The following is a 19,778-nucleotide window of genomic DNA, read 5'->3' as shown; positions in this document are numbered from 1 at the left end:
TCACCGGTCGCGTTCCAGGTAGAACGGGTACACCAGCACGTCCTGCCGCGCATCGAGCACGTGGGCGTAGTGGATCTCGATCAGCACGCGCGCCGGGTCCTCGGTGCCCGTGACGGCGGTCTGCAGCAGGCGCACCCGCGGCTCCCAGCGGCGCAGGGCCTGCGCGATCTCGCGCTCGATGGCCGCCCGCGTCGTCGGGTTGTTGGGTTGCATCAGGTAGCGGCGCAGGCCGCAGCCGAAGTCTGGCCGCATCACGCGCTCGCCCGGGTCGGTGTCCAGCAGCGTGAAGATCGCCTGCCGCACCTTCTCCGGCCCCGACACCAGCGGCAGCCGGCCGGCCAGCGGCGCCGCGGGCTGGCCCATCCCCTGGCCGAGGCGCTGGTAGCGATCGAGCAGGGCGCTCATGCGACGCTCCCTTTCGTGGGCCAGACGGGCGTGACGCTGTCTTCGTAGACCAGCGGTTCGCCGGATGCGGGCGTGGCGGTCAGCGCCTTGTTGTCGCCGTAGGACTGCGCCAGGCCGGCCAGCGCCGTGTTGGACATTCCGCCCAGGTTGGGCGTCTCCGGCGCCTCGCCGTCGAGGTTCTTGCCGGCGTCCTCCAGCATCAGGTCTTCCAGCGTCGGCTCGCCGCCCTTGCCGTCGGCCAGCAAGGCCTGCAGTTGCGCGGCCGTCTTTGCGACGCCTTCGACCGAGACGGCGAAGTCGGCTTCGAAGTCCACGCCCGGCGGCGTCACGGCCAGGGCCGCATCGACCTTCAGCGACACCGAGACCTGCGGCAGGATGCAGAAGCGCAGCAGCAGCAGGAACCACAGCTGGAACAGGAACACCACGATCGGCAGGAAGATGTTCAGCAGGAACAGCGCCACGATCGTGATGAGCGGGATCGAGAAACTGCAGATCGACGGCGGGCCGATGCCGCCGGGCGACAGGTGCTGCGGCTGGTCGAAGTGCACCGGCGACAGCTTGCCGCGCGGGCGCAGCGCGGTCTGCGCCGCCAGGTCGCGCAGGTCCGGCATGCGGATGGTCACGGGCCGGTTGGCGCTGCCCAGCACGTCGAAGGCAGCGGCGAGGCGGAAGGCCTCGGTCGGCAAGCTCCAGACCAGGCGGCCGTTGCAATCGGGCTGCCGGCCGGCCTTGGGCGGACAGGCGTGGTGCACGCGCACGAAGCACCAGGCTTCGTAGGTGGTGCGGTCGTCGAAGTGCGGCTTGCCCTCGGGGTCGTGCTGCAGGTCCTGCGTGGGCACCACGCCGTAGTAGAAGGTGCGGTTGGCGGCGTCGTGCGTTGCCTCGCGCGGGTCAGGCACCAGCGGCAGCAGCGGGTACACCTGCTCGCCGGAGACGATGTCGGCCACGCGTGCGTCGCCTTCGAGCGGGCGCCATTCGCCGCGCGGTCCCGTGAGGGAACTGCCCGGTGTCGGGAACCAGCCGTCGATGGCCACGGAGACGCCTTGTTCCTGCTGCCACTGCGTGAAGGCCAGGCGCTTGTCGGCCAGCGTGCCGCGCAGGCGGGCCAACAGCGCCGCGCCGGACGGCAGCCACTGCGCCTCGGCCAGGTCCTCCAGCCGCTTCTGCGCGTTGGCGCGCAGCGTGGCGTCGGCCTGCGTGTCGGCGGCCACGCCGGCCAGCGTCTCCAGCTCGAACAAGTCGGCCTCGGCGGCGCGCACTTTCTTCGCCTGCGCCTCCAGCGCCTGCGGCGTGACCGCTTCCGGCAACACGCTGCGGCGGCGACGCACCACGAAGCCGGCCTGGCAGACCTGCTTGCGGTTCACGCGCGGGAAACCCGGCTCATCGCAGTGCAGCTCGCAGCTGACGACGTAGTGGCGGTCGTGCGTCGGCTGGTAGAGCTTGCGCAGCGTGCCCGGCGCCAGCCGTGCGCGGTAGGGATCGGCGGCGGAGCCCTTGGGCAGCGGGTCGCCCTTGGCGTCCAGTGCAAAGAAGGTGGTGAGCTTGCCCAGCTTGCTGCGGGCGCTGACCAGGTCGTGCTCCTGCACCACGTCGACTACCGGGTCGAACTTCAGCGTGTGCTGCGGCTGCTTCATGAACTGCACGATGAAATCGTTGCCGGCCAGCTTCTGCAGCGCCGCCGGCGCGGCGCGGCCGTCGTCGGGCAGGCCCGGCCGCGGCCAGCGGTACCAGGGCCCGACCAGGCGCCAGCGGGCGCCATCGGCATGGATGGCGGCGGTGGCGTTCACCACACGTTCCCCGCGCCCGGCGTGTAGCTGGGCGAGACCACGCCGGACGAAGCGATCAGCGTGGTGCATTGCACGACGCCGTCGCACATCACGGTGCCGGAATGGATGTTGACGGCGGAGGCGGTGATCTCCACCGTGGCATTCGCGGTGACGTTGACCTGGCCCGCGATGTTGATGTTGATCTTGCTGCCGTTGCTGTGCTCGAAGGTGATCTCCTGCGCGCTGTCGTCGAGCACCAGCTGGTGGCCGCTCTTCATCGACAGCGTCACCTTGGCCGCGCCCTCGGTGTCGTCGAACTGCAGCACGCTGCCCGAACGCGTCTTCCAGGTGCGCTTGTTGTTGGCCGACTCGGCCGATTCCGGCAGCGAACGGCTGCCGTTCCAGCAGCACCCCACGATGTAAGGACGCGTCGGGTCGCCGGCTTCGAAGCCCACCACCACCTGCGACTCCACCTCCGGCAGCACCTCGAAGCCCTGGTCCTTGTCGGCGTAAGGCGAGAGCAGGGTGGCCCAGGCCGAAACGCTTTCGCCGGCGGCGCCGAACATCGGGAAGGTGACCTTGATGCGGCCCTTGCCGTCGGGGTCGACCAGGTCGCTCACGATGGCCGGATACAAGCCGAACCAGCGCGGGCCGCCGCCGTCGCGAGGGTTGCGGTCATCAGTCATTGAGAATCCTCCCCCAGGATTGACCGCAGCGCGGTCTGCTCCTCCCCCCTCCGCAAGCGGAGGGGGCGAGCGCCTTCGGGCGGCCGTGCGGCGCTCATGAGAGGTCTCCCAGCCAGGGCCGCTCGGCCTCGAAGTGCGTGCGGTAGCCGGTCTCGAGGTCGAACTGGTGCTTCACGCGCGTGACGTAGAAGCCTTCGCCCTCGAACATGGGGCTGACCCGCTCCAGCTTCAGCAGCGTGCCGACGCGGATGCCGGTGTTGCCGTCGGCGATGCCGGTCACGCCGACGAAGCGGCGCGCGCGCGCCAGCAGGGCGGCCTTGGCGAGCGCGGTGGCCTGCGCATCCTGCACCGGCACCTCGCGCACCCGGTAGCTCACGCGCTCGCCGAAGGCGCGCTCCAGCACCTGTGGGCCATGCGTGTGGCCCTGCGCTTCGCCGGCCACGATGCTCGCGGCGGCCTCTTCGTCGATCGCATCCTGGTCCTGGTCGTCGAAGCCGCCGACCACTACCTTGCTGCGCTGGTGCGCGAGATCCGCCCGCAGCCGCGCCTGCACCAGCGTGCCGCCCTGGATCAACGTCACCTTGTTGCCGTTGCGCTTGTCGCGCGTGGCGACGTGCAGCGCCCCATCGGCCACCCAGACCTCCGCGGCGAGCCGGCGCGCGCGTTCGCGCAGGAAGGCGAGGTCGCTCTGGTTCCACTGCTGCACCAGCGGCCAGCTGGGGCCGTCCAGGTCGGCGCTGGGCGAGAGGCCGTGCTCGGAGGCGATCTGCGACACCAGGTCCGAGTCGCTGACGTTCTCGTAGGTCTTGAAGCGGCGCGTCATGCGCAGGTTCATCAAGGCGTCTTCGGCAAACACCATCACCTCGGCCGCGCGGCCCTGGTCCATCGCCAGCTCCAGGGCGCTCAGCTTGCCTTCGAAGACGGTTTCGCGCGCGTCGCTGGCGCCCATCGCGATGGCCACCGTCTTGCCGAAGTCCAGCACCGCGCCGTCCAGCCAGTTGAGCTTCTCGTCGCGCTCACCCTCGCGTGGGCCGATGGCGACGAAGCTGGCCTGCAGGCGTTTGAGGCCATGCACGTCTTCTTCCACCTGCAGCAACTGCAGGTCGCGCTGCAGCCCGGCCTGCACCTGGCCGTCGACCTTGATCTCGGGCAGGGTCGAGGCTTGCAGCGGGGCGTCGTTGGGGGGCATGCGGTGCTGCCTTCAGTCCTCGAAGCCCCAGGCCGAGGTGCGCAGAGCCAGTTCCGCATCGCGCCTCGCCATCTGCTGCCAGCGGGGCAGCGCATCCGGCTTCGGTTCGCTGCGCGGCGGCTCCGTCGCCTGCTCGGAGGTCTGGATGTCGACCTGGGTGTCGACTTCGTCGATGTGGATGGGCATGGTGGGCTTCCTTCCGGTTTCAGTGCTTGCCCTGGCAGGCGGAGCATCCGCAGCCGCCGCGATGCCGCGTGCCCACGCGCGGCGGCCGGGGCGTTGGCGGACGCGCGACGGCTTGCATCCTGGTGGCGGCGCCGGTGAATTTGGGGCGCAGCGGAACGCCGCTGCCCCAGGGCCGATCCGCCGCATCGGCGGTGGCCGCTCCGGCGTGGCCGAAGGCGCCCAGGCTGGCCGCTGCGCCTTGCTGGTGGGCGCTGCCTTTCACCTGCGCGATGGCGCCCTGCAGGCCGCCGCTCTGCGTCACGGCCTGGCCTTGCCGCACGGGGTCGGCGCTGGCCGACGCGGGCCGTGCTGCCTGCGGGCTGGCGGCGCCGTTGGCCGGGGCCTGTTGCGGCGCCACCAGCGGCAAGGCGGCGGTCGTGCGCGCCGGGTCGCTGCCTTGCGTGGCGCTGCCGGTCGCGCTGCCGCGGCCGCCGCCGGGTGGCAGCGGCACTTCCTGTCCGAGTTCCAGCTTGAGCGGGTTGGAGAGGCCGCTCGCGAGCGCGCGCCAGGCAGCGGGATCGAATCCGGCGCGGGCCGCGAGTTGCGCCAGGCTCTCGCCGGGCAGGGCCTGGACGATGCGGTCCGGCGCGAGGCCGTTGCCTTGCGTGCCCGGCGCGCCCGGCGGCAGGCCCGTGCTGCTGCCGGGAGGCGCGCCACCGGCGGCGGGCGGTGCGGCCGGCGCAGCGGGCGCCGGCGTGTAGGTCCAGCGCGGGTCCTGGCCCTTGATGCTGACCGCCACCTTGGCCCGCAGCGGCACGCCTTCGGCGTCGAAGAGGTCGAGGTCGATGTTGGCGCTTTCCATCGTGCCTTGCACCAGGAAGCCGCCCCACACGAACACGACGCGCGGCGGGGCTTCCTGGCCGGCACCCGCGCCCTTCGGCCGCACGAAACGTTCCACCGATTTGGTCTTTTCCAGCACGCTGACGCCGTGGCCGGTCGTGCCCTCGTCGGCGGTGTCGAACACCAGGTCGAAGCTGACCTGCATCTCGCCGGTGCCGGGCCGCTGCCGCGCCTGCGCGCCGGCCTGCTGGCCGCCGGCCGTGCGATTCGAGATCTGCACGCGCAGCGAGGTCGGGTTGAACTGCACCTCCACCTTGGTGCCGCCCACTTCCTGCGGGTTGTTGCCCGAGCCGATCTCGGCCAGGTAGGCCTTGGTCAATCCGGTCATGCCGCGGCTCCCGGGGGCGGCAGCAGCCGCAGGCCTTCGTGCGCGATGGTGAGTTCCTCGATCGCGATCTCCCCGGTCTTGGCATTGAGTTCGGGGCCGCGGATCTTGGCCGGCAGGCCGCGGTCGAACATCCAGCTGGCACGCACCTGGTTGTCCTGGCCCATCACGTGCACCACGCCGTCGTAGCGCGCCACGGGCCGTACGCCTTCGAGGATGCGCTGCAGCCAGAGCCACAGTTCGGCGTCGACCTGGGCTTCGCCTTCCTTGCGGTAGAAGAGGCCGCGTCTGAGCAGCAGCGGCTGGTACTTGGCGCGGCCGACGCGGCGCACCGTGCCGCTGTTGCGCCCGCCTTCGGTGTACTCCTGCACGTCCATCTCGATCTCGAGGCCGGTGCATTCCTGGAAGGCGCCGCTGCCCAGCCGGGCGCTGCCGCTGGGCTCCGCATAGCCGTCCTGGGCGCCGGGCGGCAACTGGCGCCCGGCCACGATGTCGGGTGCGCGCAGCAGCTGCACTTCGAAGCGGAACGCCGTGAGCAAGGAGGTGTCGGGCATGCGCTCACTCCTCCAGGTTCAGGGTGCCGTCGGCATCGCGCCGCAGCCGCACAAGGATGAACTCGAGCGGCTCGGCCGGCGCGACGCCGATCTCCACCACCAGCTCGCCGCGATCGAGCAGCACGCGTTCGGTGAGCACCCGCACGAAGAAGGATTCGCCCTCCGTGCGGCCGGCGAAGGCGCCGGCGCGGAACAGTCCGCGCAGCAGGCTCTCGATGGCATGGCGCACGTCGCGCCAGAGCGCCGGCCCGTTCGGCTCGAACACCACCCACTGCATGTCGGCCAGCAGCGCGCGGCGCAGCATGAGCAGCAGCCGGCGCACCGAGAGCTGGCGCCACTGCGCATCGCGCGCGAGCGTGCGCGCCGCCACCAGCGCGATGCCGCGCGGCTCGCGCACGTAGCAGTTGATGCCCAGCGGATGCAGAGCGTCGGCGCGGCCTTCCGGCTGCGGCTCGGCGACGTGCACGACTTCGCGGGCGACCTCGTTGGCCGGGCCCCACTGGATGCCGTGCTCCAGCTCGCGCCGCGCGATGATGCCGGCCGCGGCGGCCGAGGGTGTGAGGCGGCGCTCGTAGACCTGGCTGGCTTCGACATCGTCGTTCTTGCGGCGCGCGGGGATCAGCCACGGGTGGTAGGCCGCGACCCAGCTGCTGTCGAACGAGGCGCGCCAGTGTTCGATGCGGCCTTGCGACAGGCCGGGCGGCACGTCCAGGAGTGCGATCCGCAGGTCGTCCTCGCAATACGCCACCACGCGTTGCTGCAGGGCGATGATGGCGTCCAGCCCGGACTGCGTGCGCGGATCGAGCATCAGGCCGGTGAGTGCCGCCGGCGGCACGCTGGACTGCTGCGGGATCGCCTCGGTGACGACGCAGGCGCTGAATTCGGCGCCGGCCGTGCCACGCGGAACCTCGGCGATGAATTCGGGGCCGGCCCATTGCGCCGGCAGGTAGAGGTCGGGCACGCAGACCTGGGTCAGCGGTGCGATGGCGGCCAGCGCGGTGATGCCGCTGCCCGGGATCTCGTCCGCGGCCGACCACAGCGGGTCGAAGAAGTCGTCGGGCACCAGCTCGCCCCAGGCATCCTTGCCATCGTGGAAGCCGCCGGTGCGTGCGAGCAACTGCTCGCATTGCTTGCGCGCCGGCCACAGGTCGCTGCCGGCCCAGCCGGGATGCGGCCACAGGAGCGCCGAGTTCTCGCACAGCACGTTGGCCAGGCCCAGGGGATGGTCGGCCGCGAGCGCCAGGTGCTCGAAGCGTTCGCGCCGGCCGTCGCCGTCGTCGATCTCCAGCACCGCCTCGACCAGTTCGGCACGCACGGGCGGATAAGGCGGGACCGTGTCGAGCTCCACCAGCTTGCGCTCACGCGCGCGTAGCGGGTCGCGCAGGCGCGTGAGCCCGCTGACGCGGGCGAAGCTCAGGTGGCCGTCGGCGTCGGTCAGGCGCAGCGTGTCGCCCGCTTGCAGCGGCGTGCGTGCATCGGCTTCGATGCGGCCGCCGGCGCCGAAGGTCAAGGCAAGTCCCGTGACGCTGAAGGAGACGCTTGCGGACAGGCGATTGCCCCATTCGCCCTCGCTGCGGGCAATGAGGTCAATGGGGCTGGTGAAGCCGCCGGACAGCGTGCCGCTTGCGCAGCGGTCGTCGAAGCGGGCGCTGCGCACCTGCACGATGCGCAGCACCCAGGCACGCCGTCCCCCCTGCTCGAAGAAGCTGGCCACGGCCTGCGGCAGCAGGCCCGGGCCCTCGAAGCCGCCGAAGTGGCGGCGGTAGTCGTCGAAGCTGCGCACCGCCACCGGCACGCTGCGCTGCACCGGCCCCGCGTCGACCACGCGCCGCCAGCCCGTGGATTCGCCGTTGCTGCCCAGCGGCACGCGGGCCGGTCCGCGCGGCGCCACGCCGACGAAGGCGCAGGCGTCCATCCGCTGCGGGTGCAGCAGCGGCTCGGCCACCTCCGGCAGCGCGAACACGCCGGGAGCGCCAAGGGGAACGCGGGTGGTGGCGAGCATGCGGGCTACTCGTAGAGCACGCCTTCGTGCGCGATGTGCAGTTCTTCCATGGCCACTTCGCCGCCGCCCTTGGCCGCGAGCGTCGGGCCGACCCACTTCTTCGGCTGCGCGTTGGCGAGGCGGAAGGCGGCGACCGGCTTGCGGGCCTCGTCGAGCACGGTGATGGTGACGGTGCGGCGGCGGTCGGCGCCTTCGCGCACGTCCTTGACCCACTGGAACAGGTCGGTCGAGCCGATCAGGCCGCGCTTGAGCGTCACGTCCTCCTGCTTGAAGGTGTTGGCCACCTTGCGCACCGTGTTGACCAGGTCGTTGCCGTTGCGGTACTCGGAGTAGTTGATCTCGGTGCCGAGACCGGAGACATCCGAGAAGCCGGCGATGACGCTGGCCTCGTCGCCGTCGCCCAGCGACACGAGGAAGTTGAAGGCGCCGTAGGGGTTGTTGCGTTGCGTGGCCATGGTTCAAGCCTCCTCACACCTTGGAGTCGGCCGTCCACTGGCCGACGCGGAAGATCACGTATTCGGCCGGCCGGCTGGGCGCCAGGCCCACCAGGCAGATCATCCGGCCGTTGTCCAGGTCGTTCTGCGTCATGGTCGTGCGGTCGCAGCGCACGAAGTAGGCTTCCTCGGGCTTCTGGCCGATGAGGGCGCCGTCGCGCCACAGCACGAACATGAAGTCCTCCACCATGCGCCGGATGTTGGCCCACAGGCGGTCGTTGTTCGGCTCGAACACGGCCCACTGCGTGGCCTTGTCGATCGAGTGCTCGATGTAGATGAAAAGGCGCCGGACGTTGACGTACTTCCACTCGGGGTCCGAGCTCATGGTGCGGGCGCCCCAGACGCGGCTGCCGCGGCCCTCGAAGAAGCGCAGGCAGTTCACGCCCTCGGGATTCAGCACGTCCTGGCGCGCGCGGTTGATGTTCAGCTCGAACTTGGTGAGGCCGCGCACCACCTCGTTGGCCGGCGCCTTGTGCACGCCGCGCTCGATGTCGCTGCGGGCATAGATGCCGCAGACGAAGCCCGAGGGCGGCAGCAGCAGCTTGCGCGGCGGCACGCCCGGCACCACCGGGAACAGCGGGTCGAGGATCTCGATCCACGGGTGGTAGAGCGCGCCGTACTTGGTGTCGAACTTGCCGCGGAATTCGCGGATCTCCGAGATCGAGCTGCCATAGGGCGCGTCGACCACCGCGATGCGGTAGCGCTCCTTCTCGGCATGCGCGATCAGGTGGTCGGCCGCGGCCTGGCTCAGTTCCTTGTCGCCGGCGAGGTCGCCGGCGTCGGGCAGGGCGACGATGGCGATGTCCTCGATCTCGCCCAGCGCCTCCAGGCCGGTGGCGCGCAGCAGCACGTTGTCGGGATCGGCTTCCTTGCCGCGCAAGTCGTCGGGCGACGGCAGGTCGCCGTCGTTGCCGCCGAATAGGCGCTTGTCGGCGGATTGCAGGCCCATCATCAGCGAGGCGGCCGCAAAGCGGCTGGCACCCGGCGCCCAGTCCAGCCAGACCAGCGAGTTCTCGTCTTCGGGATCGTCGCGCTCGAGCACCTTGCCGATGAAGCGGCGCTGCGCCGGATGCGCCGCCAGGTACTCATAGTTGTCCGCGCGTTCCGAGCCCTGGTAGACCACGACCCGCAGTTCCACCAAGCTCACCGCCACGCCCGGCACGTCCGGCAGCAGCGCCGGGTTGCCGGTGCTGTCGATGAAGAACTGGTGGCCGTCGCTGTCGGTCTCCACCACGAACAGGTTCGCGCCGGCCAAAGGCGCATTGGCGATCGGCGCCGGTCCCGGCGGCAGCGTCAGTTCGACCACGGCGCCGGCCTTCGCCGTGCGCACCTGCACGCCCCACAGGTGCTTCTGCAGGATGTCGTTGGGGTCGTTGGGCCACTTGAAGGCCAGGTTCTTGCTGCGCACCGTGCGCGTGTCGACCAGCACGTTGCCGTCGTCGCCCGGCCAGCGCGCCACCCATGCCGCGCTGCCCAGCGTCGTCACCACCGGCATCCGGGCGCAGCTGTCGGCGGGCAGCTTGCCCGGCGCCGGCGCGAACACGCGCGAGATGTAGACGCGGCGGCCGCCGTTGTTGAAGAAGGCGCGCACCGCATGGGCCATGTAGTTCACGCGTTCGCCGCTCGCGAGCTGCACGGGCTGCAAGCTGCCATACACGCGCTCGTACTCGGTGAACGAGGTGATCAGCCGCGGCTTGGTGGTGGTGGGCCCGCCGGTGTACTGCACGGGACCCGAGCGCGCCACGCCGGCGAAGCCGGTCGTGCTGGTGGGCACGCCCTCGATCGACTTGGCGCGGAAGCTCACTTCCTCGACGTAGACGCCTGGTGCTAGGTACTCGGGCATGGTGGATCCCTCTGGTTAGCGTGGGTGGACGATCATGGAAACAGGAGGTCGGCGTCGGCGATGGCGACCACCTGGCCGAGCGGCAGCGTGACCGCGATGGGCCCGTGCCGCACATAGCCGGCCGGCGTCGCGGTGCCGCGCAGCACGTCGTTGAGCACCGCCGTGCCGGCCACTTCCAGCGGCAGGCTGGCCAGCGGGTCGGCGGCATCGAAGGCCGGCGCGGCCGGCGGGACGAAGATCCAGGCGTTCAGCGCGATGCTGGCCGGCAGTGCGGCGCCGCCGGTGACCGCGTTCGGACCCAGCACGCCGAGGAACTCGCCGCGGTCGTCGCCGTGCGCGTGGCCCAGGCGCGTTTCGGTGTTGAAGTTGGCGGGCGCGGGGCCGGGCCGCGTGAAGACCACGCGCGTCCAGGCGACCGGTCGCGCGACGGCCAGTGAAGCACCGCGGCGCACGCAGCCGCGCACCGCGCTCGCCTTGGTGGGCAGCGGATAGGCTGCGCCGGGCCAGACCCAGGCCTGCCGCACGTTGACCGCGCCGGCGCTGGGCAGGCCGCCCGCCTGCACCGGCGTGAGCGAGAGGCGGCGCGGCACGTAGTGGCGCGGATCGTTGCCGGTGGCGTACTGCGTGGCGCGCAGGTCGGCCAGGCCGTAGGCACGGGTCACGAGGTTGGTCGGGTCCTGCTCGGGCCCCGCCGGCGGCACGGCCAGCTTGTCCGCGGCGCCGCGCGCGAGCAGGCTGGCAAGGCGGCCCGCATGGCGCAACGCATGGCGGCCGCGCGGATGGAACTGGAAGGCTTGGAGCAGCGGCCGGACGCCCACCGCGCGCAGTTCCGTGGCCCAGTCCTTGCCGACCGCGCTGGCGGCCAGCGCATCGAACCACTCGATGCCGAGCGCGAGGCGGTGCCGCACGTGCGCGACGGCCACGGTGTTGGCGACGGACAGCGGGCTCATGCGGGCACCCTCAGCTCGATGTCCGCATCGGTCACCGGCGGCGGCAGGTCATCAGGCAAGGTGTCGATGCGCACCACGCGCGCCACGTAGGGAATCGAAAGGCGGTAGTCGCCCGGCAGCGAGTCGAAGGTGCGCATCAGCGCCTCGGTCGACACGTCCTCCAGCATCAGCTGCACGTTGTCGGTGGCGGTGGCGGTGGGCTCGTCGACGTACAGCGCCACCGGCGGCAGCGGCGGCTCGTACAGCAGCGGGCCGGACAGCATGCCGCGCCGCTCCAGTGCCTGCAGCGCGCGGCCGATGATCATGTGCTGGTGCTCGGCGTTGTCGGCCCAGGGCGTCAGCAGGTAGTGCAGGTCCAGCGGCAGGTGGCCGCGTCCGTCGGCGTGGCCCACGGCGGACCAGGCGGCACGCATCATCTTGTTGAAGTCGACGCGGTACAGCAGGATCGACAGGCCGTAGTCGCCGAGGATCGGCTTGATCAGGTTGCCGGCCAGGTCTTCCGTGCGGACCAGCGCCGCCTTGGTGGTCTTGCCGGGCACCGGCGGCCGCTCGGCGAAGGCCTGGGCCAGCAGGCGCTCGAGGCTCTTGCCGACGGCGGCGATCGCGGTGAAGCCGGCCATGCGCGCTGCCTAGTGGAGGACGCCGCGGCCCGCGTCGGGCGGCGGCGGCTGCAAGGAACGGGGATCGTCTTCGAGCGCCTGCAGGCGTTCGTCGAGGCCGGGGCCGAGGACGCGCCGATAGCGCGTGCGACCGTCGGCCGCGCGGGCGGATGCGACGACGCCGCAGCCTTCCATCCAGGCCAGCGCGGCTTCGACCAGCAGGGTCGGCGTGTCGTCGGCGAGCCACCAGCGCACGATGCCTTCGCTGGTGTCGCACACGTTGGGGTGCAGCCGCAGGTGGCGGGCAAGGCGCTGCACGGTGGACGGGACGTCGGGCTCCATGACCCACCGCTCTTTGCAACTTCCTTGCCACGTGGCGTTCCCCGGGAGAAACACGCGTGTCCGCCCTGCAAGTGGGACAAATCCGTCCTGCTCCATCGAAGGGAAGAACACGCGCAAGTCCGCGCCGCCATTGGCAACGGCGGCCAGGACAAATTCAGCCTAGGCCTGTTCGCGGAAGTCGCCGGACTCGATGCTGTACTTGCGCATCAGCTCGAAGAAGGCGCGGCGGTTCTTGCCGGCCGCCTGCGCGGCGCGCGTGACGTTGCCGCCGCTGCAGGCGAGCAGCTGCAGGATGAAGCCACGCTCGAAAGTCTCCACCACGCGTGCCTTGGCGCTGCGGAAGGATTCGGGACCGGCGTCGGCCACCGTGATCTCCGGCATGCCGTCGAGGTCGATGTCGGCGGGCCCCAGCACGCCGCCGGGGCACATCAGCACGCCGCGCTCCACCACGTTCTTCAGCTCGCGCACGTTGCCGGGCCAGTCGTGCGCGAGCAGCTTCTGCAACGCGGCGGCGGACAACGCGGGCACCGGCTTCTGCCATTGCGCCGCGGCGCTGCGCAGGAAGTGCAGGGCCAGCTGCGCGATGTCCGTGCGGCGCTCGCGCAGCGAAGGCATGTGCAGCGTCAGCACGTTCAGGCGGTACAGCAGGTCCTGGCGGAAGGTGCTGGTGGCGCGCAGCTGCTCGAGCCGGCGGCTGCTGGCGGCGATGATGCGCACGTCGGCCTGCTCCAGCGCGCTGGAGCCGACGGCGCGGTACGCCTTGTCCTGCAGGAAGCGCAGCAGCTTGCCTTGCGATTCGTAGGGCAGCGAGTCGATCTCGTCGAGGAACAGCGTGCCGCCTTCCGCTTCGCGCACCAGCCCCGCGCGGCCGGCGTGGGCGTGCGTGTAGGCGCCCTTGACGTGGCCGAAGAGCTCGGACTCGAGCAGCTCCGTGGGAATGGCGGCGCAGTTCACGGCGACCCAAGGCCCCTCCGCGCGCGCGGACAGGTAGTGGATGGCCTGCGCGCACAGTTCTTTGCCGGTGCCGGTGTCGCCGAGGATCATCACGCTGGCGTCGTATTTCGCGAACACCGGCAGCCGCGCCACCTGCTGCTGGAACGCAGGGCTTTCGCCGACGAGGGCGCGCAACGCGGGATGCGGGGGCGACGGCGCGCACGCAGGCAGCGCCAGCGGGACAGTGCAGCCGTCGACCGCATCGCGCCGAGCGGCGAGTTGCGCGAGGGCGGCGGCGAGGTCGGGCGCGCTGGCGAGCAGCACGACGAGTTCGTCGCCGGACACGTCGGCATCGAGGTCCGCGCATTCCGCGGCCTGGCCTTCCAGCCGCAGGAAAGAGGCGATCGTTTCGGCCAGCGCGGCCTGGGCCGGCGCTGCGCACACCACGACCCGGGGGGCCGGACCCGGGCGGGGAACAGCAGGTTTCGTTCTGGGCATGAACGGCTCCGTCTTCTTCTGCTGCCGGGAAGCACGTCACCATGATCCGGCAAAGGAATGCGGAGGACACCTTCCCGATTGGGGTAGGGCGGCGGGGTTTTGGTTACCGACTGCTAATGCCGGTGTGCAAGTACGCGCTCAGGACTGGACCTGCATCCATACCGGCGCGTGGTCGCTGGCCTTCTCGCGGCCGCGATGCTCAGCGTCCACGCCGGTGGCGACGAGTCGCTCGCGCAGCGCGGGGCTGACCAGCAGGAAGTCCATGCGAAAGCCCGCGTTGCGCTGGAAGGCCGCGTCGTTGACCCAGAACGTGTAGATGCGCTCCTTGGGATGCAGGTGGCGCGTGACGTCGGTCCAGCCTTGCGCGAGCAGGGACTCGTAGGCTGCGCGGGTCTGCGGCTGCATCACCGCGTCCCAGCGCCAGGCCCAGGCGTTGTAGATGTCGAAGTCGGTGGGCACCACGTTGAAGTCGCCGGCCAGCACCGCGGGTTCGCCGCTGGCGAGCAAGGCCTGCGCGTGCCGGTTGAAGCGGTCGAACCAGGCCAGCTTGTAGTCGAACTTCGGGCCGGGCTGCGGATTGCCGTTGGGCAGGTAGGCCGACGCGACCCGCACGCCGTTCACGCGCGCTTCGAGATAGCGCGCCTGGCCGTCGGCGTCGTCGTAGGGGAGGCCGCGCCGGAGCTCTTCCGGCTGCGTGCCGCGTGCGAGGATGGCGACGCCGTGGTGCCGGGGCTGGCCGTGCCAGACGGCCTCGTAGCCGGCCTCGCGGATCGCATCGATCGGAAAGCGCGGATCGCTGGTCTTGATCTCCTGCAGGCAGGCGACGTCGGGCGCGGTTTCGCGCAGCCAGTCCAGCAGGCGCGGCAGGCGGCCGTTGACGCCGTTGACGTTGTAGGTCGCGATCTTCACGGCGCGACTCTACCCGTGGGGGCGAGGAGACGAGGGGGGGATGGAGTGGTGGGTCCTGTAGGATTCGAACCTACGACCTACGGATTAAGAGTCCGCTGCTCTACCAACTGAGCTAAGAACCCACTGCCGAAAGCGACGTGGCAGGGAGGAGAAAAACCTCGCTCGCTGCCAGGAGCGTGATCATACCAGAGGTTGAGATGGGGCTGCCAGCGGGGGCCGCGGCGACTCTCCAGCAGAATGGCGGCCATGCTCGCCCCGATCTCCCCCATCCGCTCGCGCCTCGAGAGCCTGCGCGCCGCCATGCGTGCGGCAAACGTGCACGCCGTCCTGGTGCCGTCTTCCGATCCTCACGTTTCCGAATACCTGCCCGAGCGCTGGCAGGGTCGTGCCTTTTTCAGCGGCTTCACCGGTTCCACGGCCACGCTCGTCGTCACGCTCGACCAGGCGGCGCTGTTTGCCGACAGCCGTTACTGGAGCCAGGCCGAGAAGGAACTGGCCGGCACCGGCGTGTCGCTGGTGAAGGTGCCCCAGGCCGCGATCAAGCCGGCGCTCGACTGGGTCGCCGCCGAACTGAAGCCCGGCAACACCTTGTCGTTCGACGGACAGGTGCTCAGCCTGGCGGCCGCGCAGCAGGTGCGCGGCGCGATGGAAGCGGCGGGCATCGCCGTGAAGAGCGATGCAGACGTGCTCGACGCAGCCTGGGCCGGCCGTCCGGGCCTGCCCGACGCGAAGGTGTACGAACACGCCGCGCCGGAAGCGACCGTGACGCGCCAGGCGAAGCTTGCCGGGATCCGCGAAGCGATGCAAAAGGCGGGCGCGACCCACCACTTCATCTCGTCGCTCGACGACGTCGCGTGGCTCCTGAACCTGCGCGGCGCCGATGTCAGCTACAACCCGGTCTTCGTGGCGCACGTGCTGCTCGACGCGCAGTCGGCAACCCTGTTCATCGCCGACGGCAAGGTCGACGCCGCCCTCGCAGCGCGGCTCGCGGCCGACGGCGTGAAGCTCGCGCCGTACGCCGAAGCCCCGCGCGCGCTCGGTGCGCTGCCCGCGGATGCGGTGCTGCTCGTCGATCCGCGCCGCATCACGCTCGGCTTGCGCGAAGCCGTGCCCGCGACGGTGCGCGTCGTCGAAGCCGTGAATCCGAGCACGTTCGCCAAGAGCCGCAAGAATGCCCAGGAGGCGGAGTTCGTGCGCCGCGCGATGGCCGAAGACGGCGCCGCGATGTGCGAGTTCTATGCGCGCTTCGAAGGCGCACTCGCGCGCGGCGAGCGTGTTTCCGAACTCACCGTCGACGAATGGATCACGGAAGCCCGCGCGCGCCGTCCCGGTTTCGTGGGACGCTCCTTCAGCACGATCGCCGGCTTCAACGCCAATGGCGCGTTGCCGCACTACCGGGCGACGGAAGACTCGTACTCCTGGATCGAAGGCGACGGGCTGCTGCTCATCGACTCCGGCGCGCAGTATCTGGGTGGCACCACCGACATCACGCGCGTCTGGCCCATCGGCCGGATCACGGCCGCGCACAAGCGCGACTTCACCCTGGTGCTGCGGGGCATGATCAACCTGTCGCTCGCCGTGTTCCCGCGCGGCACGCCGGGGCCGATGCTCGATGCGATCGCACGGCTGCCGCTCTGGCAGGCGGGCTGCGATTTCGGCCACGGCACCGGCCACGGCGTGGGCTACTTCATGAACGTGCACGAAGGCCCGCAGACCATCTCGCGCGCCGTCGTCGAGCCGCACATGGCCATGGAGCCGGGCATGATCACGTCGAACGAGCCCGGGCTCTACCGGGCCGGCCAATGGGGCGTGCGCATCGAGAACCTCGTGCTGAACGTGGCGGTGGACACGCCGGAGCAGGGAAAGTTCGGCGACATGCTGGCTTTCGAGACGCTCACGCTGTGCCCGATCGACACGCGCTGCATCGACAAGTCGCTGATGCGCGCCGACGAGATCGCCTGGCTGAACGAGTACCACGCGACAGTGCGCAAGCGCCTGGCGCCGCTGGTGACGGGGGTTGCGCTCGACTGGCTGGTCGCGCGGACCGAGCCGCTCTGAGCCAAGAAAAAAGGCCTCGAAGATCGAGGCCTTTGGAAAGATTGTGGTGGAGAGGAGGAGGATCGAACTCCCGACCTTCGCATTGCGAACGCGACGCTCTCCCAGCTGAGCTACCCCCCCACAACGATTCGTATTCTAGCAAAAGCCGAGCGGCCTTTCCGGCGCTCAGGCGACTTTCAGTTGCGGCGGCGCGAACAGGGCCTCCATCTCGCGCCGGATCCGGTAGGCGTGCGTGCCTGAGTCCATGGCCACGTCGCTCCAGCTCAGGCTCTGTCCCTTCTTCACCGGCCGCACGACCTTGACGTCGTGCGCCAGGCCGAGCGGCAGGCCGCCAAGCCGCACCGAGGCTTCCGCCGGCAGCAGCTTGCCCCAGACCGTGTAGCCGCCTTCGCCGTCGAGGATTTCGCCGGGCGCGAGATCGCGCTTGGCCGTCGCCACCACGTCGGCGTTCCAGCAGGTGGCCACGCCGGTCGCCTCGCCGCGCAGGGCCACGCTTGCCACCGACATCCCGACTTCCAGGCCGATCAGGTGCCAGCGCTTGTAGAGCGTGAAGTAGCGCCCGCTCGGGTCGGTGTGCGCGTTGTATTCCTCGAAGCAGTTCTTCACGTACTCGGTCTCGGCTTCGACCGTGACCCACACGCCCATGCGGATGTCGTAGGGGATCTTGCGGCCGTCCGCCTCCAGCGAGGAGATCACCTCGACCATGCCCTTGCGTTCCAGCACGCCGCCTTCGCTTTGCGGGCGCGTGACGAAGGGGATGTCTTCCACGCTGGCGGGCGGATAGAGCAGGCCGTTGCTGGGCACCGTCAGGCCCGTGGCATTGGCGACGGCGGTGCTTTCGATCGAGGGCTTGGAGCCGTCGAGGAAACTGTTGAACATCTTGGGGTTGAGGCCGCCGCGCTTCGCCTGTTCCGGCGTCAGGCCGTAGTTGCCCCACACCGTCTCGGGCGTCGACTCGCTGAAGTGCGGCAGCCACTTGTGGCCGCGCCCGGCCGCCACCACCGGGAAGCCGCAGGTGCGCGCCCAGTCCACCAGGTCGCAGATCAGCGCCGGCTGGTCGCCGAAGGCCAGCGAATAGATCACGCCGGCCTGCGCCGCCTTGCGCGCCAGCAGCGGGCCGCAGAAGGCGTCGGCTTCCACCGTGACGTTCACCACGTGCTTGCCGTGGGCGAAGGCCTCCAGGCAGTGGTCGACCGCGGCGATCGGATGGCCCGTGCATTCGACGACGACGTCGATGGCCGGGTGGCGCACCAGCGCCTGCCAGTCGGCGCCGATGTGCGTGGCGCCGGTCTTGAGCGCTTCCTCGATCGAGCTGGCCTGCGTGCGTTCCGCCTTCCAGCCCACGCGCGCCAGGTTGGCGCGGGCCGCGTCCGGTGACAGGTCGGCGATGGCGGCGAGGTGCACGCCGGGCGTGCGCGGCACCTGCGCCAGGTACATCGAGCCGAACTTGCCGGCCCCGATCAGGCCGACGCGGATCGGCTTGCCTTCGGCGGCGCGCTTCTGCAGTTGTGCGTGCAGCGACATGTCAGGCGGCCCTCTTCATGTCGGCGAACGGCTCGGAAGACGTGGCCAGGGCGCTGGCGGGCATGCCGGTCTTCCACGGCAAGTCCACCGGGTAGTCCTTCAGCAGGCAGTCGTCCGGCAGCATTTCGATCGGCGCGAAGTCCCGATGCGCGATGTACTCCGGCCGTTTGAAGCGGCGGATGTGGTTGGAGATTGCGCACAGCGACAGGTAGACGCTGACGCGGTTCCAGGGCGACAGGTTGCTGGTCGACGCATGCACCAGGCAGCTGTGGAACAGGATCATCGAGCCGGCCGGGCCCTTGGGCGAGACGATGCCGCCGTTCTTGCCGCCGGCGCGTTCGACCAGCTGCGCGATCAGGGCGTTGTCGACGGTCCACAGCGGGTAGCTGGTGGTGGTGAGGTCGTGCTTCGCATCGACCACGCCCTTCTTGTGGCTGCCGGGGATGAACATCAGCGGGCCGTTGTACTCGTTGACGTCGTCCAGGAAGATCGCGACGTTCATCGCGCGCTCGGTCGGCATCTGGTCGTCGTTGAGCCAGGTGCCGTAGTCCTGGTGCCACTGCCAGACGTCGCCCTCGAAGGCCATCTTGCCGTTGATCTTGAACTGGTGCATGTAGACCTCTTCGTCGAAGAGCTCCATCACCGGCTGCACCATGCGCGGATGGCGCGCCAGGCGCGCAAAGGGTTCGCTGACCATGTGCGCGGCGAAGTTCGTGCGCACCGCGTCGCTGCCCTTTTCGCGCACGTTGAAGGCCTCGCGCCGCGCGTACAGCGCGGGGACGGCGGCGGTCAGCGTGCGCGTTTCCTCCGGCGTGAACTGGCCGGGGAAGAACAGGTAGCCCTCGCGGTCGAACTGTTCGCGCTGTTCCTTCGTCAAGTGCATGGCGGTGTCTCCAGGAGTCTGTCGTTGGCGGATTTCAGGACGGCTGCGCGTCCCGGCTCTTGAGCACGAAGTCCAGCCGCTCGCCCAGGTTGTCGCTGGCGTGGCGGCTGTGTTCCTCGATCAGGCGGGCGGCGGCGTCGCCATCGCCCGCGGCCATCGCCTGCGCGATCGCCTCGTGTTCGTCCCAGACCGCTTCGCGCTGGCCGCTTTGCTGCAGCACCGCGCCCATCACGCGGCGCAGGTGGCGCCAGTGCAGTTGCGCGCTCTGCTCGATCAGCGGGTTGCCGGCGGCGGCGTAGATGGCGGCGTGGAAGGCGAGGTCGGCGTCGATCATGGCCATCACGTCGTCGCCGCGCGCCGCCTTGCGGCCTTGCTGCAGCAGGGCGGCGGGCAGGCGGAAGCGGCGTTCGGCGGCCAGCCGTGCCGCCAGCGCGTCGAGCGCGCCGCGCACCTGGTAGACCTTGCGGATCCAGTCCGGGTCCAGCTGCGCGACCTGCAGGCCGCGGCCCGGCGCATCCTGGACGAAACCATCCTTTTTCAGCAGGCGCAAGGCCTGGAGGACGGGTTGACGCGACACCGCGAGTTGCTGCGCAATGTCTTCCTGCGTGATGCGCTGGCCGGGCGCGAGCGAGCCGTCGCTGATGGCGTCGATCAGGGTGCGGTAGACGCGGTCGACGAGGTCGGGGGCGGCCTCCAGCTGGAGCAGTTGCGCAGGCATGGCTGTATTCTGTATACGGAGTACAGATGGCGTCA

At 70.3% G+C, this 19,778-nt stretch carries 19 protein-coding genes and 2 tRNA genes; 1 reads left to right on the top strand and 20 read right to left on the bottom strand.

Annotation, left to right across the window (positions count from 1 at the left end):
• From LZ009_RS10390 to LZ009_RS10315, 16 genes are all read right to left on the bottom strand, one after another.
• On the bottom strand, positions 1–405 hold the full coding sequence (locus tag LZ009_RS10390) for a GPW/gp25 family protein (RefSeq protein WP_275697834.1): 405 nt from the start codon (positions 403–405) through the stop codon (positions 1–3).
• On the bottom strand, positions 402–2,192 hold the full coding sequence (locus LZ009_RS10385) for a hypothetical protein (protein WP_275697833.1): 1,791 nt from the start codon (positions 2,190–2,192) through the stop codon (positions 402–404). The genes LZ009_RS10390 and LZ009_RS10385 overlap by 4 nt, the downstream gene beginning before the upstream one ends.
• Positions 2,189–2,857, bottom strand: coding sequence for a phage baseplate assembly protein V (locus LZ009_RS10380; protein WP_275697832.1), 669 nt, complete (start codon positions 2,855–2,857; stop codon positions 2,189–2,191). Before LZ009_RS10380 ends, LZ009_RS10385 begins: the two co-directional genes overlap by 4 nt.
• A gap of 94 nt (positions 2,858–2,951) precedes the next feature.
• Positions 2,952–4,046: a phage late control D family protein gene (locus tag LZ009_RS10375; RefSeq protein ID WP_275697831.1), complete on the bottom strand. Its 1,095-nt coding sequence runs from the start codon at positions 4,044–4,046 to the stop codon at positions 2,952–2,954.
• Between the two features lie 12 nt (positions 4,047–4,058).
• Complete coding sequence (locus LZ009_RS10370; RefSeq protein ID WP_275697830.1) at positions 4,059–4,232, bottom strand: hypothetical protein; 174 nt, start codon at positions 4,230–4,232, stop codon at positions 4,059–4,061.
• A 19-nt stretch (positions 4,233–4,251) separates the two neighbouring features.
• On the bottom strand, positions 4,252–5,439 hold the full coding sequence (locus tag LZ009_RS10365; RefSeq protein ID WP_275697829.1) for a CIS tube protein: 1,188 nt from the start codon (positions 5,437–5,439) through the stop codon (positions 4,252–4,254).
• Entirely contained in the window at positions 5,436–5,990 is a 555-nt protein-coding gene (locus tag LZ009_RS10360) for a phage tail protein (protein ID WP_275697828.1), read from the bottom strand. Before LZ009_RS10360 ends, LZ009_RS10365 begins: the two co-directional genes overlap by 4 nt.
• Positions 5,991–5,994: 4 nt before the next feature.
• Positions 5,995–7,992, bottom strand: coding sequence for a phage tail sheath C-terminal domain-containing protein (locus LZ009_RS10355; protein ID WP_275697827.1), 1,998 nt, complete (start codon positions 7,990–7,992; stop codon positions 5,995–5,997).
• A 5-nt stretch (positions 7,993–7,997) separates the two neighbouring features.
• Positions 7,998–8,447, bottom strand: coding sequence for a phage tail protein (locus LZ009_RS10350; protein WP_275697826.1), 450 nt, complete (start codon positions 8,445–8,447; stop codon positions 7,998–8,000).
• 13 nt (positions 8,448–8,460) lie between these two features.
• A complete protein-coding gene (locus tag LZ009_RS10345; RefSeq protein ID WP_275697825.1) occupies positions 8,461–10,329 on the bottom strand; it encodes a phage tail sheath family protein in 1,869 nt (622 codons plus the stop codon).
• A 32-nt stretch (positions 10,330–10,361) separates the two neighbouring features.
• Positions 10,362–11,279: a hypothetical protein gene (locus tag LZ009_RS10340; RefSeq protein WP_275697824.1), complete on the bottom strand. Its 918-nt coding sequence runs from the start codon at positions 11,277–11,279 to the stop codon at positions 10,362–10,364.
• Positions 11,276–11,899, bottom strand: coding sequence for a Pvc16 family protein (locus LZ009_RS10335; RefSeq protein ID WP_275697823.1), 624 nt, complete (start codon positions 11,897–11,899; stop codon positions 11,276–11,278). The genes LZ009_RS10340 and LZ009_RS10335 overlap by 4 nt, the downstream gene beginning before the upstream one ends.
• A 9-nt stretch (positions 11,900–11,908) precedes the next feature.
• A complete protein-coding gene (locus LZ009_RS10330; RefSeq protein WP_275697822.1) occupies positions 11,909–12,220 on the bottom strand; it encodes a hypothetical protein in 312 nt (103 codons plus the stop codon).
• 159 nt (positions 12,221–12,379) lie between these two features.
• Entirely contained in the window at positions 12,380–13,651 is a 1,272-nt protein-coding gene (locus tag LZ009_RS10325; RefSeq protein ID WP_275697821.1) for a sigma-54 interaction domain-containing protein, read from the bottom strand.
• Positions 13,652–13,789: 138 nt separating this feature from the next.
• On the bottom strand, positions 13,790–14,560 hold the full coding sequence (gene xth, locus LZ009_RS10320) for an exodeoxyribonuclease III (protein ID WP_275697820.1): 771 nt from the start codon (positions 14,558–14,560) through the stop codon (positions 13,790–13,792).
• A gap of 46 nt (positions 14,561–14,606) precedes the next feature.
• A tRNA-Lys gene (locus LZ009_RS10315) sits at positions 14,607–14,682 on the bottom strand.
• A 115-nt stretch (positions 14,683–14,797) separates the two neighbouring features.
• Here LZ009_RS10315 and LZ009_RS10310 point away from each other — a divergent pair.
• Positions 14,798–16,618 carry an aminopeptidase P family protein gene (locus LZ009_RS10310; protein ID WP_430300232.1) on the top strand — a complete coding sequence of 607 codons (1,821 nt, stop codon included), beginning with the start codon at positions 14,798–14,800 and terminating at the stop codon, positions 16,616–16,618.
• Positions 16,619–16,662: 44 nt separating this feature from the next.
• On the opposite strand, the gene LZ009_RS10305 is transcribed toward LZ009_RS10310, so the two are convergent.
• The 4 genes from LZ009_RS10305 to LZ009_RS10290 form a co-directional block, all read right to left on the bottom strand.
• Positions 16,663–16,738: transfer RNA gene (locus LZ009_RS10305), tRNA-Ala, on the bottom strand.
• Positions 16,739–16,783: 45 nt separating this feature from the next.
• Entirely contained in the window at positions 16,784–18,142 is a 1,359-nt protein-coding gene (locus LZ009_RS10300) for an NAD(P)H-dependent oxidoreductase (protein ID WP_275697818.1), read from the bottom strand.
• Position 18,143: 1 nt separating this feature from the next.
• On the bottom strand, positions 18,144–19,025 hold the full coding sequence (locus tag LZ009_RS10295) for a phytanoyl-CoA dioxygenase family protein (protein WP_275697817.1): 882 nt from the start codon (positions 19,023–19,025) through the stop codon (positions 18,144–18,146).
• Positions 19,026–19,059: 34 nt separating this feature from the next.
• Positions 19,060–19,743, bottom strand: coding sequence for a GntR family transcriptional regulator (locus LZ009_RS10290; RefSeq protein ID WP_275697816.1), 684 nt, complete (start codon positions 19,741–19,743; stop codon positions 19,060–19,062).
• Between the last annotated feature and the right edge of the window lie 35 nt (positions 19,744–19,778).

The sequence above is a fragment of the Ramlibacter paludis genome, from assembly GCF_022012305.1.
Lineage (GTDB): Bacteria > Pseudomonadota > Gammaproteobacteria > Burkholderiales > Burkholderiaceae_C > Ramlibacter > Ramlibacter paludis.
The sequence above is the reverse complement of the archived record's forward strand: the minus strand, read 5'-3'. Positions and strand labels throughout refer to the sequence as shown.

What these genes read in the sequence shown, in the direction of transcription:
- LZ009_RS10390 (WP_275697834.1), bottom strand. Translation starts at nt 405, where the DNA reads ATGAGCGCCCTGCTCGATCGCTACCAGCGCCTCGGCCAGGGGATGGGC.
- LZ009_RS10380 (WP_275697832.1), bottom strand. Translation starts at nt 2,857, where the DNA reads ATGACTGATGACCGCAACCCTCGCGACGGCGGCGGCCCGCGCTGGTTC.
- LZ009_RS10375 (WP_275697831.1), bottom strand. Translation starts at nt 4,046, where the DNA reads ATGCCCCCCAACGACGCCCCGCTGCAAGCCTCGACCCTGCCCGAGATC.
- LZ009_RS10370 (WP_275697830.1), bottom strand. Translation starts at nt 4,232, where the DNA reads ATGCCCATCCACATCGACGAAGTCGACACCCAGGTCGACATCCAGACC.
- LZ009_RS10365 (WP_275697829.1), bottom strand. Translation starts at nt 5,439, where the DNA reads ATGACCGGATTGACCAAGGCCTACCTGGCCGAGATCGGCTCGGGCAAC.
- LZ009_RS10360 (WP_275697828.1), bottom strand. Translation starts at nt 5,990, where the DNA reads ATGCCCGACACCTCCTTGCTCACGGCGTTCCGCTTCGAAGTGCAGCTG.
- LZ009_RS10355 (WP_275697827.1), bottom strand. Translation starts at nt 7,992, where the DNA reads ATGCTCGCCACCACCCGCGTTCCCCTTGGCGCTCCCGGCGTGTTCGCG.
- LZ009_RS10350 (WP_275697826.1), bottom strand. Translation starts at nt 8,447, where the DNA reads ATGGCCACGCAACGCAACAACCCCTACGGCGCCTTCAACTTCCTCGTG.
- LZ009_RS10345 (WP_275697825.1), bottom strand. Translation starts at nt 10,329, where the DNA reads ATGCCCGAGTACCTAGCACCAGGCGTCTACGTCGAGGAAGTGAGCTTC.
- LZ009_RS10340 (WP_275697824.1), bottom strand. Translation starts at nt 11,279, where the DNA reads ATGAGCCCGCTGTCCGTCGCCAACACCGTGGCCGTCGCGCACGTGCGG.
- LZ009_RS10335 (WP_275697823.1), bottom strand. Translation starts at nt 11,899, where the DNA reads ATGGCCGGCTTCACCGCGATCGCCGCCGTCGGCAAGAGCCTCGAGCGC.
- LZ009_RS10330 (WP_275697822.1), bottom strand. Translation starts at nt 12,220, where the DNA reads ATGGAGCCCGACGTCCCGTCCACCGTGCAGCGCCTTGCCCGCCACCTG.
- LZ009_RS10325 (WP_275697821.1), bottom strand. Translation starts at nt 13,651, where the DNA reads ATGCCCAGAACGAAACCTGCTGTTCCCCGCCCGGGTCCGGCCCCCCGG.
- LZ009_RS10310 (WP_430300232.1), top strand. Translation starts at nt 14,798, where the DNA reads ATGGCGGCCATGCTCGCCCCGATCTCCCCCATCCGCTCGCGCCTCGAG.
- LZ009_RS10300 (WP_275697818.1), bottom strand. Translation starts at nt 18,142, where the DNA reads ATGTCGCTGCACGCACAACTGCAGAAGCGCGCCGCCGAAGGCAAGCCG.
- LZ009_RS10295 (WP_275697817.1), bottom strand. Translation starts at nt 19,025, where the DNA reads ATGCACTTGACGAAGGAACAGCGCGAACAGTTCGACCGCGAGGGCTAC.
- LZ009_RS10290 (WP_275697816.1), bottom strand. Translation starts at nt 19,743, where the DNA reads ATGCCTGCGCAACTGCTCCAGCTGGAGGCCGCCCCCGACCTCGTCGAC.